The sequence below is a fragment of the Pseudolabrys sp. genome, assembly GCF_050250095.1.
In the GTDB taxonomy this organism is placed as follows: Bacteria; Pseudomonadota; Alphaproteobacteria; order Rhizobiales; family Xanthobacteraceae; genus Pseudolabrys.
In genome coordinates, this window is record NZ_JBFWPH010000002.1 from 414464 (window position 1) to 428231 (window position 13768).

A 13768-nucleotide genomic window follows, 5' to 3' on the forward strand; every position below is an offset into this window, starting at 1 on the left:
CATGCCCGGTTATGCAGAACTTGCCGTCACCAGCAATTTCTCCTTCCTGCGCGGGGCGTCAGACCCGGAAGAACTGGTGTTGAAGGCGAAGGAACTTGGTCTGGCCGGGATCGGCATCGCCGACCGCAACAGCGTCGCCGGCGTGGTGCGCGCGCATGCCGCGCAGCGTGAATGGCAGGCGGAGGACAAGGAGGAGGGGCGGCCATCTTCACCATTCAAGGTGGTTGTCGGCGCGCGGCTGGTATTCAACGACGAAACGCCGGACATCCTCGCTTACCCACAAGATCGCGCGGCCTGGGGCTGTCTGATGCGGCTGTTGTCGCGCGGCAAGCTGAGGGCGGAAAAGGGCGAATGCAGCCTCAGCCTGCCCGACCTGCTCGACTTCATCGCGGGTCTCAATCTCATCGTGCTGCCGGATCGGATCGATGCTGTCGCACTCGGCCAGTTATTGACCCGTCTCGGCAAGGCGGCCTCGCCCGGCGCGCTCTGGCTCGGCGGCAGCATCCTCTACAATGGCGACGATGCGCGGCGGCTGGCGCAGCTCGCCGAAATCGCGCGCGATCATGTTGTGCCGCTGATCGCGGTCAATGATGCGCTTTATCATGCGCCGGAACGCCGCGAATTGCAGGACGTGGTCACCTGCATCCGCGAGCACGTCACCATCGACATAGCCGGCAAGCGCCTGGCGGCCAATGCCGAACGGCATCTGAAGCCGTCTCAGGAAATGACGCGGCTGTTTCGCAAATATCCCGACGCCGTCGCGCAGACGGCGCGGTTCCTCGACCGATGCCGTTTCTCGCTCGATGAACTGCGCAAGACGGAATATCCGGAGGAAACCCGGAAAGGTTATGCGACGCCGCAGGAAGCGCTGGTTGCCTTCGCCGAGGAGGGCGCGCGGCGGCGCTTTCCCAACGGCATGTCGCCCAAGGTGCGCCACGCTCTGAACGAGGAATTGCGGATCATCGGCGAGCTGGAATATGCGCCGTTCTTCCTGACCGTGCATGACATCGTCAACTTCGCGCGCAGCGATGGCGTCAATATCCTGTGTCAGGGGCGCGGATCGGCGGCGAATTCCGTGATCTGCTATTGCCTCGGCGTCACCGAGGTGAATCCGGACACGGCCGACCTGCTGTTCGAGCGTTTCGTCTCGGCGGAGCGCCGCGAGCCGCCCGATATCGACGTCGATTTCGAGCACGAGCGGCGCGAGGAGGTGATCCAGTACATCTATGAAACCTATACGCGCGAGCGCGCCGGGCTTGCCGCCACGGTGATCTGCTATCGCGGCCGCAGCGCCATCCGCGATGTCGGCAAAGTGTTCGGGCTGTCGGACGACATGATCGGCAAGCTTGCCGGCACACTGTGGGGCTGGTCGATCAAGGGCGTCGGCCATGACGAGGCAAGGCGTGCGGGCTTCGACACCTCCGATCCGCGGCTGGAAAGGGTACTGACGCTTGCGAAAGAGCTGATCGGCGCGCCGCGGCATCTGTCGCAGCATGTCGGGGGCTTCGTCATCACCCGGTCGCGGCTCGACGAGGTGGTGCCGATCGAGAACGCGGCGATGGAAGACCGCACCGTCATCGAATGGGACAAGAACGACCTCGAAACGCTGGGGCTGCTGAAGGTCGATGTGCTCGGCCTTGGCATGCTGTCCTGCCTGCGGCGAAGCTTCGCGCTGTTGCGGGATCATTATGGCGTCGCGCGCGATCTTTCGATCCAGGACGAAGACCCGGACGTCTACAGGATGATCCAGCGCGCCGACACGCTCGGCGTGTTCCAGATCGAAAGCCGGGCGCAGATGTCGATGCTGCCGCGGCTGCGACCGGAAAAGTTCTACGATCTCGTCATCGAGGTCGCGATCGTCCGGCCGGGGCCGATCCAGGGGAAGATGGTGCATCCTTATCTGAAACGCCGCGCCAATCCGGGTCTCGTCAGCTACCCGTCGCCGTCGCCGGACTACGGCGATCCGAACGAGCTGAGGGACGTGCTTCACCGGACGCTGGGTGTGCCATTGTTTCAGGAGCAGGCGATGCGCATCGCCATCGTCGCGGCGAAGTTCGAGCCGGGCGAGGCCGACAGGCTCCGCCGCGCCATGGCGACCTTTAAGCGGGTCGGTACCATTCATTCTTTCGAGAAGAAGTTCATCGAAGGGATGACGAAACGCGGCTACGCGCTTGCCTTCGCGGAAAGCTGCTTCAGGCAAATCCAGGGTTTCGGCGAATACGGTTTTCCGGAAAGCCATGCGGCGAGTTTCGCCAATCTTGTTTATGTCTCCTCATGGTTGAAGTGCCGCTACCCGGATGTATTCGCGGCGGCGCTGCTCAACAGCCAGCCGATGGGCTTTTATGCGCCGGCGCAGATTGTGCGGGACGCGCAGGACCACGGCGTCGAGGTGCGCGATGTCGACATCAATGCCTCGCACTGGGACTGCACGCTGGAAACCGGTTCCGAGGCGGGGCAGCGCCTGCACCCGCGCCATGCTTCGATGAAGGATGCGATCCGCGCCAGCCACGCACTGCGTCTCGGCTTCCGGCAGGTCGCGGGATTCTCGCAAGCGCATGGCGAGACGATCGCGCAGGCGCGTGGCGGCGGGTTCGATTCCGTGCGCGATCTGTGGCTGCGCACCGGCCTGCCGCCAGCGGCGCTGGAGCGGCTCGCCGCGGCGGACGCCTTCCGCTCACTCGGTCTCGACCGGCGCGATGCGCTCTGGGCGGTGCGGGCGCTGCGCCGGGCCGGCGACAAGGACGACCTGCCGCTGTTCGCCCGTGTCGCGATGCCGGAGCTGGAGCCCGACGCCGACCTGCCGCCGATGCCGCCGGGCCAGCAGGTCGTCGAGGATTACCGGCACTTGCATTTATCGCTGAAGGCGCATCCGGTGTCGTTCCTGCGCGCGGAGTTCGACCGGCGCGGCATTCTTCGCCACGAGCGGCTGCCGCACACGCGGTCCGGGCAACGGGTCACGGTCGGCGGCGTCGTGCTGGTGCGCCAGCGGCCCGGCACGGCGAAGAACGTCACCTTCATGACGATGGAGGACGAGACCGGCATCGCCAACATCATCATCTGGCCGCGTGTCTTCGAGACGTTCCGGCCGCAGGTGCTGGGCGCGCGGCTCGTCAGCGTGACCGGCGCATTGCAGAACGAGCAGGGCGTCATTCATGTCGTGGCGGACAACATCGAAGACCTGACGCCAATGCTGCGCCGCCTGTCGGAAGACCCTGTGCCTGCGGAAGCGGCCGGCGAGGTCGTCGCCGTGATGCCGAAGGGGCGGAACTTCCATTAAGTGGATTTCAAGGTGACTGCGCGATCGGCCGCCGTCATGCCCGCAATGCGCCCGAACACCGAACCTGCCATCAGCCCGGTGCCGCTCGGATAATTGAAGTAGAACAGTCCGCCGACCAGTTCGCCCGCCGCGTGAAGACCGGCAATGGGCTGCCCGTCGGTGTCGAGCACGCGGCCCGCGGCATCGATCTTCAAGCCGCCAAAGGTGAAGGTGATGCCGCAGGTCACCGCATAGGCCTCAAATGGCGGCTGATCGATGAGGTTCGCCCAGTTCGACTTGTCGATCGCGAGGCCTTGCGTGCGCCGGCCGTCCTTGATGCTGGCGTTGAACGGAATGTCGGTGCGCACGGCTTTGTTATAGGCCTTGATGGTGTCGAGTGCGCGAGCGGCGTCGACATCGTCAAGCTTCGCACACAATTCCTCCAGCGTGTCGGCGCGCACCTTGCTGACCTGCTTGATGCGGTATTCGTCGCGCAGCAGCGGAATGGTCCTGGCGTCGAACACCTGCCAGGCGAACTGGCCCGGCTGCATCAGGATCACCCGGCCGTATTTGGCATAGGTATAATTGCGAAGGTCCGCGCCTTCGTCGACGAAGCGTTCCCCGCGGGCATTGAGCATGATGCTCAACGGATAGGAATGCTTCTGGAAGCCATCACCGACTGCGAGATCGCCGAATTCCGGCGCGTTGCGGTCCCAGCCGACCGCGTGGACGCCCGACCAGTTGCCGGCCGGCATGGCGCGGATGTCGAGCGCCATCTTGATTCCGTCGCCGGTGTTGAAGCGGGTGCCGCGCACCTTGGCGAGATCCCAGCCGGGGCCGAGATAGCGCGTGCGCATTTCCGCATTGGCCTGGAAACCGCCGGCCGCGAGCACGACGCAGCCGGTCCTGATCTCGACGGTGCGGCCGTTGTGGCGCACGCGCAGGCCCCTGATGCCGTCGTCGTCGGCGATCAGCGACAATGCGCGGGCGCTGTAAGCGATCGCAATGCCGGATCTTTTGGCGATGGCGGTGTGCGTTTCGACGAGGCCGGGTCCGCCGCCCCAGGCTTCGGCGACGAGGCCGCCCCAGAATTTCTGCCGATCGCCGACCTTGTAGCTTTGGCGGCCCCAGATCGGCACGAAGCGGATGCCCTTGCGCCGCATCCAGATCATGGTGTTCTTGCTGCGCGTCACCAGCGCCTCGCAGAGATCGGGGTCGGTGCGGTATTCGGTGACGCGGCCCATGTCGTCGAAATAGGCGTCCTGCGTGTAGACGCCGAAATCGGTATTGGCGATCTCGGCGTCGGTGAGGTCCGGGATGATGGCGCGCAGGTCATCGACGCCGTCATAGACGCAGCGAAACACGCCGGCGGTGAAGCGGCTGTTGCCGCCGGCTTCTTCTTCCGGCGCGCATTCGACCATGAGGACGGAAATACCGCGCTCGGCGGCGGCATGCGCGGCGCAGAAGGCGGCGTTGCCGGCGCCGACGATGACGACATCGGCGGTCGGCGGAAGCGGAGCATGGCGTGCGGCTTCGGTCATCTTCGGTGCATGGCCTCGAACAAAAGGCAGCGTCAGGTGCGTCGCGCGCGGATCATAGCAGCGGCGCGTTCCGCCACCATGATGGTCGGTAGGTTGGTATTGGCGCTCGGCACGCGCGGCATTACCGAGGCGTCGACGACGCGCAGATTGGCGAAACCGGTGACGCGGCATTGCGCATCAACGACTGCCATCGGATCGTCGGCATGGCCCATCGCGCAGGTGCTGACCGGATGCGCCATCGGCACCGCGGCGTTGAGGATTTCGGCATCGGTTAGCGCCGTCTGACGCCTGCGGTTGGCGAACCAGCGTCCGGGCCGGATCATGCTGTTGATGATGGTTCGCGTGATCGGTCCCGGTGCGTTGAGCGCGAGCTTTGCCGCCGTCGCCAGAGTCATGCCGATGAGACCCGGCTTGTTGAACTGGTTGAGAGCCATTGCCGGCGGCAGCAGAAAGGCGTCGCTGTAATCGCCGGCGACCGCTGAATCCGTCAGCAGTCGCTCAGCGAAACGTGCGGCCTTCAACAACCGCGGCGCATCGCGCGGATCTTCCAGCAGGCGAAAGTCGATCCGCGGCGGCGTGTCGGGGTCGGCGCTCGTCAGTGTCACCGCGCCGCGCGAGAACGGCGCGTAGAGCGCCGCGCCGACCAGCGCGACGTCAGGCCCGAATGCATAGGCGCTGACCCGACCGGTGGTGAACAGCAAAAGGTCGCTCGACGGCGCGCCGGGCTCGTTCGACGACAGTCGCATGCCGGCGATGGCGAAGTGCCGGAGGCGCGCGGCGAGCCGTACGCGCGGCGGCAGCGTGACCGCGAAATGAAGATAAGGGTGGTTTTGCAGCCGCTGGCCGACGCCGGGCCGGTCCAGAACCGTGGCGACGCCGGCGCGCGTGAGATCGCCGGCGGGGCCGATGCCCGAGCGCATCAGCAGCACCGGCGAATGGATCGCTCCGGCGCTGACGATCACCTCGCGGGCGGCGATCGTTCGGGTTTCGGCGCCCCGGCGCACGACGACGCCGGCGATCCGTCCGCTGTCGCAAACGAGTTTGAGCGCCTGCGCCTCGCACATCACGGCGAGGTTCGGGCGGCGGCGTACTTCGGCGGTAAGGTAGCAGCTTGCGCTCGAAGAGCGAGCGGTGAGGCTCTGGCTGACCGGCATCGGAAAGAAGCCGTCGCCCGGCTGCTCATTGATATCAGCGATCTCGCGCAGGCCCGACCGCCGCGCAGCGCCCTCGATCGTGCGGACGAAAGCGGGCCATTCCTCGCGCGGCGCGCGGCGGATCGGGTAGCACCCGGGCTCGCTCTGGCTGCGGTCGCGGTCGGCGTCGTCTTCGAGCCGGCGGAAGGCGGGCAGCACATCGCGCCAGCTCCAGCCGGACACGCCGGCCTCGGCCCATGCGTCGTAGTCGGCGGGAACGCCGCGCAGCGCCCATTGTCCCATGACGGACGAGCCGCCGCCGAGGATGCGCGCCTGCGGAAACGGACGCTGCGGCTCGTCGCGCCATCGTCTGGCTTGGAGGTCCGGCCAGAAATAGGCCGGGTTAAGCGAGGAACGTGGAAAGGTGTCGGTGATGTCGTCGGGCGTTGCATCCGGCGGCGTATCGCGGCCGGCCTCGACAAGCAGCACGCGCGTTTGCGGGTCCTCCGACAGGCGGGACGCCAGCACCGCGCCGGCGCTGCCGCCACCGACGATCAGAAAGTCAGGATTGTCCATTCTTTGTCTGCCGTTGCGACCTGGCCTTCGCCGGACGATAGACGATTTGCGGGCAGGATGTTTCGAGCCCGCGAAAGAACAGACAAGACCGGCCGTGGCAACATCGGGTAAGGATAGATTCGGCGGGCAGTCGGCCCGGCAGGTTCGAACAATATCCGATGAACGAAAGCACGAATTTCGCCATGATGCGGCCAGGTGCGCCAGTGCTGGAGCCGGGTCATGTCTGGCTCGCCGGTGCGGGGCCGGGCGATCCGGGCCTGTTGACACTCGATTGTCTTGCCGGCCTCGCGCAGGCCGACGTCGTCGTGCATGACGCATTGATCGATCCGCGCGTGCTGGCGATGGCCGGTCCCCAAACGCGGCTTGAATTCGCCGGCAAGCGCGCGGGCAAGCCGTCGTCGGCGCAGGCCGACATCTCAAAACGTCTTATCGAACTCGCTCGTGAGGGGCGGCGCGTGCTCCGGCTGAAAGGCGGCGACCCGCTCGTATTCGGCCGCGGCGGTGAGGAGGCGATAGCCCTCGCGCAGGCTGGCGTTCCGTTTCGAATCGTTCCGGGTATCACCTCGGCGCTGGGTGCGATGGCGGCGGCGCTCATTCCGGCGACCATGCGCGGCGTCAATCGCGCGCTGGTATTCGCGGCCGGTTACGGCGCCGATCATGTCGCCGGTCACGACTGGGCGGCGCTCGCAAAAACCGGCGCGCCGATTGTGCTCTATATGGCGGTGCAAAATCTCGGTGCGATCGCCGCGGAACTGATGAAGGGCGGGCTGGCGGCGGAGACGCCGGTGGCGGCGATCGGCTCCGCCACGATGGCCGATCAGCAGATTCTAATCTCGACGCTCGCCCGCGCCGAGGCGGATCTGCATGCCGCCGATATTCCGACGCCGATAATCTTCGTCGTCGGTGACATCGTGACGGTGCGCGAGCAGCTATTGCAGGCGGCGCAATCGCGCGGCGGGTAGTCGCCGCTGCTGCACCATAATGCAACGGCTTGCGGCGACGCGTCTGAGCGCGATAATGCTCGGCCGGAGACAGTCCAGATGAATGTCGATATCGATGGCGTTTCGCTTGAAGGGCGGTGGTGGGGACCGCCTGCGGCGCAAGCGCCGACCATTGTCATGCTGCACGAAGGGCTCGGCAGCGTCAGCATCTGGCGTGATTTCCCCGAGAGGATCGCGGATGCGACCGGCGCAGGCTTGTTCGCTTACTCGCGCGCGGGGCACGGCCGGTCTTCGCCCGCGCCGCAACCGAAGCCGGTCGACGACATGCATCGCGAGGCACATCACGTGCTGCCGAAGCTGCTCGATGCCATCGGTTTCCGGCGGGGCCTGCTGCTTGGCCACAGCGACGGTGGCTCGATCGCGGCAATCTATGCCGGCAGCGTTCAGGACCATCGTGTGCGCGGACTTGTCCTGATCGAGCCGCACTTCAACGTCGAAGACAAGAACATCGCCGCCATTCGGGAGATCACCCGCACGTTCCGGACGACCGATCTGCGCGACAAGCTCGCGCGCCACCACGCCGATGTCGACGCCATGTTCGACGGCTGGAGCGGCATGTGGCTCGACCCGCGCTTCCGCGCATTCGACCTGGCCGGTGAACTCAGCCACATCCGTGTTCCGATCCTGTTCGTCAAAAGCGAGGACGATCCCTACAGCACAATGGAACAGGTGCGGATCGCGGAGACCGAATGTTATTGCCCGGTCGATGCCGTTCTGATTCCGAACGCGGGGCATGTGCCGCACCGTTCACAGCCGGAGCGAACCCTTGCGGCGGTCGCCGAATTCGCTAACCGAATGCTGTGGGACCACGGCGAAGCAGGCATGGCGAGCCGCGCATCGCGCGGCGGCTGACGGATAGGAAGGGAGAAGGAGATGCCGCCGGCTCACGATCTTCAGCAGTACGGTGTCCTTCTCCTGCGTGTCGCGCTTGGCGTGATGTTCTTCGCGCACGGTTTCGTCCTGAAGTTCTGGACGATCGGCATGGACGGGTCGGCGCGCTTCTTCGCTGCGCTCGGGTTCCCCGGCTGGCTCGCCTATCCGACAACCGCGGCCGAGACGATCGGCGGCGTCATGCTCGTCCTCGGCATCCAGACGCGATGGGTCGCGCTCGCGCTTCTGCCGGTCGTGCTTGGCGCGTTGTGGGTGCATTCCGGCAACGGCTGGCTGTTCGAAGCGCAACACGGCGGCTGGGAGTTTCCGCTCTATCTCGTCGTGCTGTGCGTCGCGCAGGCGATGCTCGGCGCCGGCGCCGGCGCGCTGTGGCCGTCATGGCCCAGAGGTGTCCGTAAGTAGCGGAGCGGCGGCCGACGGCTTTCGCAATGTGAATGTCGTGATGCACCGGGCATTCGCGTTCAAACAAAGGTAAGGCGATAAGCGGGCGAACGAGATGCGTTTGCCCCTGTGGGCTGCGGTGGGCAGCACTATTACTGTCGCGCCCTGGCCGATTAACGCCGCTGCTATTGATTCTCCACCGGATTCAGCCGGATACTTTCATCAAGTAAACGGCTTCGTGCCGCATAAAAAATCAGTCATCAAGGGGAGGACGTCATGGCAAGTCGGACGGCAAGTCGGATTGATCGGCGAAAATTCCTGGCGGGGACTACGGCGCTTGCAGGCGCATCGGCATTGCCGATACCGGCGATCGCACAGAATGCGCCGCTGAAGATCGGTGTGCTGACGGTGAAGACCGGCTTCCTCGCCGCCGGTGGCATTCACTGCGAGGAAGGCATCACCACCTTCCTGCGCGACAGGAATTACACGCTCGCCGGCCGAAAGATCGAAATGGTGGTCGCGGACTCCGGCGGCAACCCGGCCGGCGCCAAGACCAAGGCGGTGGAACTCGTCGAGCGCGAGAAGGTGAGCATGATCATGGGGCCGTTTGCGGCCTTCGAGCATCTCGCTATCGTCGATTATCTCGCCCAGCACAAGATTCCGACCTTCGGCTATGCCGGCGCGGAAGACGTGACGCAGCGCAAGGCCAATCCTTACGTGGTGCGCACCTCGAACTCTGCCGCGCAATGCATGTATCCGGCCGCCGATTACGCCTTCAAGGAGATGGGAAAGAAGCGGGCAGTGGCGCTCGCGGACGATTTCGCCTTCGGCTACGAGCAGGTCGGTGGCTTCCAGCGCCTGTTCGAGGATCTCGGCGGCCGTGTCGTCAAGAAGCTGTGGTCGCCGGGTAATACGCCGGATTACACGCCGTTCATCTCGCAGGTTCAGGATTGCGACGTGCTGGCGCTTGGCCTTACCGGTGCGAACCCGATCCGCTTCGTCAAGCAGTTCCGGGAGCTTGGCTTCAGTCAGCCGATCGTCGGCGGCTCGACCATCGCCGACGATACCATCATGAAGGGTTTCGGCGACGAGGCGGTCGGCATGATCAGCTCGATCCCGTACTCCCTCGACATCGACACGCCCGAGAATAAGGCGTTTCTTGCGTCGATCCGCAAATATTACGGCAACGACGTCGCGGTCGGTCTTTATTCCGCGGCGTTCTACGTCAACGGCATGATCCTCGAGGCCGCGCTGCAGAAGTCCGGCGGCAAGCTCGACAATCCGGATCAGTTCATCAAGGATGTGAAGGCCGTGAAGCTCGAAAAGACGCCGCGCGGGCCGATCAGCTTCGACGAGTACGGCAACATCACCTTCACCAACTATGTCCGCAAGGCGGAGAAGGTGGGCGGCAAGATCGTCAATAAGATCGTCAAGACATATCCGAACACGAGCCAGTTCTGGACTTACGATCCGAAGAAGTTCCTGGCGAACCCCGTCTATTCCCGCGATTATCCGCCGCTCAAGACCTGAACGGCATGGACCGGGGACAGTGCGTCCGCCCGGGCGCACTCCATAATCCCTCCATCGTCGCCGGGCCGGCATCCAATGTCTGCGCAGACTTCGTAAGCTTGTCTGCGTGTGCCGGCCCGGATTACCTCACCTTCCGCACGCCCGGAGAGCTGCGACCGTGAGCCAGATGCTTATTTTGGCGATCAACAGCATCACGTTTGGCGGGCTGCTGTTCCTGCTGTCGTCGGGGTTCTCCCTGATCTTCGGCCTGATGCGGATTCCGAACCTGATGCACGGCTCTCTGTTCATGCTCGGCGCCTATGTCGGCGCCAGTTGCGTGATCTGGTTCGGATTCAATTTCTGGGTCGGTGCGATCGTCGGCGCCGCCGCGGTTGCGGTGTTTGGCGGTCTCGTCGAGCGGTTCCTGTTGCGCAAGCTCGCCGGCAACAACCTTGCGCAGGTGCTGGTAACGCTCGGCATCGCCTTCATGGTTGCCGATTTCTGTCTGATGGTGTGGACCGGTGATCCGGTGACGCTGCCGACGCCGGCGCCGCTGACCGGCGTGGCGCGGGCGGGTGGGTTGATATTCCCTATCTATCGCCTCGCCATTATCGTCGTCGCCTGCATCGCAACCGTTGCGTTGTGGTTGCTGCTGGAGCGAACAAGGCTCGGCGCGATGATCCGCGCCAGCGTCGACGATCCCGGCATGGCGCGGATCGTCGGTATCCGCGTCTCCAGACTTTTCACAATTGTATTCTGCCTCGGCGCGGCGCTCGCCGGTTTCGCCGGCGTCATCGGCATCCCGATCCTGTCGATCTATCCCGGTCTCGATTTCGACATGCTGCCGCTGGCGCTGGTCGTAGTCATGCTGGGCGGCACCGGCAGCCTGATCGGCTCCTTCGTCGGCAGTTTCGTGATCGGATTCCTCTATAACTACGGGCAGGCGCTCTATCCGGAACTCGCCTATTTCGTGCTGTTCCTGCCGATGGTGCTCGTCATGCTGCTGCGGCCGCAAGGCCTGTTCGGCAGGTTCGCGCCATGACCGCAAGCCCGGCCACCAATCGCGTCATCGGCGCCGTCGTCGCGCTCATCGTCGCCGCGTCGCTGCCGCTCTGGCTGCCCGGCACCTATTACACCAACATCGCCAGCCAGATCCTGTTCTACGCGATCTTTGCGTTGTCGATCGATATTCTGCTCGGCTATGGCGGCCTGGTCTCGCTCGGCCACGCCGGGCTGTTCGGCATCAGTTGCTACACGGTCGCGGTGGCGCTGATGGCGGGCTGGAGCCATGGCGCGGCGATCGTCATGGCGCTGATCGTGACGGTCGCGTCGACCGCGGTATTCGCTCTCGTCTCGCTGCGCACCACCGGCATCGGCTTCCTGATGATCACGCTTGCGATCGGGCAAATCCTGTGGGGGCTCGCCTACCGCTGGATCAGCGTGACCAACGGCGACAATGGTTTGACCGTCAAGGGACGGCCGTTCGGCACGCTGCTGTTGTCACCGGAGGGATTCTATTACGCGACGCTCGTGACTTTTCTGGTGGTGTTCGCCTTGGTCGTGGTGTTCGTGCGTTCGCCGTTCGGCGCAGCGCTCGCCGGCACCCGCGACCAGCCGCGCCGGATGAACGCGCTCGGCTTCAATGTGTGGATGACACGCTTTTACGCCTGTCTGTTCTCCGGGCTGCTGGCCGGCGTCGCTGGCGTGCTGTTCGTCTACTACAACCAGTTCATCAGTCCGCAGGCGCTGGCGCTGACCGCCTCGGCGGAAGTCGTGCTGATGGTTATTTCGGGCGGGGCGGCGACGTTCCTTGGGCCGATCGTCGGAGCGGCGCTGGTCGTCATCATGAAAAACGTCGCCAGTGCCTATATTGCGCGCTGGAACTTCCTGCTGGGCGCGATCTTCGTGGCCATCGTGGTCTTCATGCCGGATGGCATCGTGCCCGGCAGCCGGCGTTTCGTCGGCTGGATTCGCGCGCGCCGCTCCGGGCAGGCGAGGCCGGCCGGAAAAGCGGAGGGCAAGCCGTGACCGCCCTGTCGATCCGCAATCTCCAGAAGGCGTTCGGCGGCTTGCGCGTCACCAACAACGTGACGCTGGAGATCGCGCCCGGCGAGCGGCGGCTCATCATCGGCCCAAACGGCGCCGGCAAGACCACCTTGTTCAACCTCATTACCGGCGAGCTGACGCCGGACGACGGGTCCATCTCGTTGTTCGGCACCGAGATGAAATCGATGGCGAGTCGTAAGCGCACCCATCTCGGACTGTCGCGGACCTATCAGATCATCACGCTGTTCCCGCGCGATACGTTGCTGCGCAACGTCATGCTCTCGCTGCTCGGCCTGCATCCGTTGCGCTGGAATCCGCTCGCGCGTTTCGACGCCCAGCATCATTTCGTGGATAAGGCGCGCGAGGCGCTCGACAAGGTGGGACTTGCGCATCTTGCGTCGCGGCCGCTGTCCGAAACCTCTTACGGCGAGCGCCGCCGCGTCGAGATCGCGATGGCATTGGCGCAGAATCCCAAAGTGCTGCTGCTCGACGAGCCCTATGCCGGCCTGTCGATCGACGAACGCAGCGACATCCAGAAGCTGATCGCCGGCATCCCGCGCGACGTCACCATTGTGATGATCGAGCACAACATGGACGTCGCGCTCGATTTTGCCGAGCGCATCAGCGTGCTGCACTTCGGCGAGGTGATCGTCGAAGGCACGCGCGCCGAAGTCGTGGCCAATCCTCGGACCAGGGAGGTGTACCTTGGCGAATGAGGTGCTGGTCCTCGACGCGATCGACGCCTATTACGGCGACAGTCACGTGCTGCACGGCGTGACCTTTGCGCTCGGCGAGGCAAGGCTTCTGGGGCTGCTCGGGCGCAACGGTGCGGGCAAGTCGACCTGCATGAACGTCGCGATGGGCGTGCTTGCGCCGCGCCACGGTAACGTGCGCGTCGCGGGCGCGGACATGACCGGACATCCGCCGGAGGCGGTTGCGGCCGCGGGCGTCGCGCTGGTGCCGCAGGGGCGGCGCATCTTCAAGAGCCTCAGCGTGCGGGAGAACCTGCTGGTCGCCGCGCGGCCGTCGCAGGACAAATCGGCCAAGGCCGAGTGGAACTTTGACCGCATCTACCAGGCGTTTCCCCGCCTGCACGAGCGGCAGCATCAGATCGCAGGTCTCTTATCGGGTGGCGAGCAGCAGATGCTCGCGATCGGACGCGCACTGATGGCCAATCCGCGCGTGCTGCTGATGGATGAGCCGTCCGAAGGCCTTGCACCGCAGATCGTGGCCGAAGTGATGGCGACCATCCGCCGTCTCAAGGAAGAAGGGCTGTCGATCGTGCTGGTCGAGCAGAACGCCAAACTGGTGTTCGATATCGCCGACGACATCGTGATCCTGAACAGCGGACACGTTGCGATGGCGGGGAAGGCGGCGGAGCTGCGCACGCGAAGCGCCGAGCTGCATCAGCACCTTGGCGTCTACTAGCTTTGC

Annotated in this window: 11 protein-coding genes; 9 read left to right on the forward strand and 2 right to left on the reverse strand. The window is 64.9% G+C overall.

Going from position 1 to position 13768, the window contains the following annotated elements:
- Window position 1 precedes the first annotated feature (1 nt).
- Entirely contained in the window at window positions 2-3277 is a 3276-nt protein-coding gene (locus AB7F10_RS07205; protein WP_428559166.1) for an error-prone DNA polymerase, read from the forward strand.
- Here the strand turns inward: AB7F10_RS07205 and tcuA are convergent.
- Both tcuA and AB7F10_RS07215 read right to left on the reverse strand, forming a co-directional pair.
- Window positions 3274-4797 carry an FAD-dependent tricarballylate dehydrogenase TcuA gene (gene tcuA / locus AB7F10_RS07210; protein WP_428559164.1) on the reverse strand — a complete coding sequence of 508 codons (1524 nt, stop codon included), beginning with the start codon at window positions 4795-4797 and terminating at the stop codon, window positions 3274-3276. The two genes, AB7F10_RS07205 and tcuA, sit on opposite strands and share 4 nt — an antisense overlap.
- A 32-nt stretch (window positions 4798-4829) precedes the next feature.
- Entirely contained in the window at window positions 4830-6506 is a 1677-nt protein-coding gene (locus AB7F10_RS07215; RefSeq protein WP_428559162.1) for a GMC family oxidoreductase, read from the reverse strand.
- Window positions 6507-6664: 158 nt separating this feature from the next.
- On the opposite strand from AB7F10_RS07215, the gene cobA reads away from it, so the two are divergent.
- The 8 genes from cobA (at window position 6665) to AB7F10_RS07255 (ending at window position 13762) form a co-directional block, all read left to right on the forward strand.
- Complete coding sequence (gene cobA, locus AB7F10_RS07220; protein ID WP_428559160.1) at window positions 6665-7468, forward strand: uroporphyrinogen-III C-methyltransferase; 804 nt, start codon at window positions 6665-6667, stop codon at window positions 7466-7468.
- 78 nt (window positions 7469-7546) lie between these two features.
- Window positions 7547-8359 carry an alpha/beta fold hydrolase gene (locus AB7F10_RS07225; protein WP_428559158.1) on the forward strand — a complete coding sequence of 271 codons (813 nt, stop codon included), beginning with the start codon at window positions 7547-7549 and terminating at the stop codon, window positions 8357-8359.
- A gap of 21 nt (window positions 8360-8380) precedes the next feature.
- Window positions 8381-8800: a DoxX family protein gene (locus AB7F10_RS07230; RefSeq protein ID WP_428559156.1), complete on the forward strand. Its 420-nt coding sequence runs from the start codon at window positions 8381-8383 to the stop codon at window positions 8798-8800.
- Window positions 8801-9133: 333 nt separating this feature from the next.
- Entirely contained in the window at window positions 9134-10309 is a 1176-nt protein-coding gene (locus AB7F10_RS07235) for an ABC transporter substrate-binding protein (protein ID WP_428559154.1), read from the forward strand.
- 166 nt (window positions 10310-10475) lie between these two features.
- Window positions 10476-11330, forward strand: coding sequence for a branched-chain amino acid ABC transporter permease (locus AB7F10_RS07240; protein WP_428560009.1), 855 nt, complete (start codon window positions 10476-10478; stop codon window positions 11328-11330).
- The gene (locus AB7F10_RS07245) at window positions 11327-12316 is read left to right on the forward strand and encodes a branched-chain amino acid ABC transporter permease (RefSeq protein ID WP_428559151.1); all 990 of its coding nucleotides are present in this window, start codon (window positions 11327-11329) and stop codon (window positions 12314-12316) included. The genes AB7F10_RS07240 and AB7F10_RS07245 overlap by 4 nt, the downstream gene beginning before the upstream one ends.
- On the forward strand, window positions 12313-13050 hold the full coding sequence (locus AB7F10_RS07250; protein WP_428559149.1) for an ABC transporter ATP-binding protein: 738 nt from the start codon (window positions 12313-12315) through the stop codon (window positions 13048-13050). Before AB7F10_RS07245 ends, AB7F10_RS07250 begins: the two co-directional genes overlap by 4 nt.
- On the forward strand, window positions 13040-13762 hold the full coding sequence (locus AB7F10_RS07255; RefSeq protein WP_428559147.1) for an ABC transporter ATP-binding protein: 723 nt from the start codon (window positions 13040-13042) through the stop codon (window positions 13760-13762). Before AB7F10_RS07250 ends, AB7F10_RS07255 begins: the two co-directional genes overlap by 11 nt.
- Window positions 13763-13768: the final 6 nt, after the last annotated feature.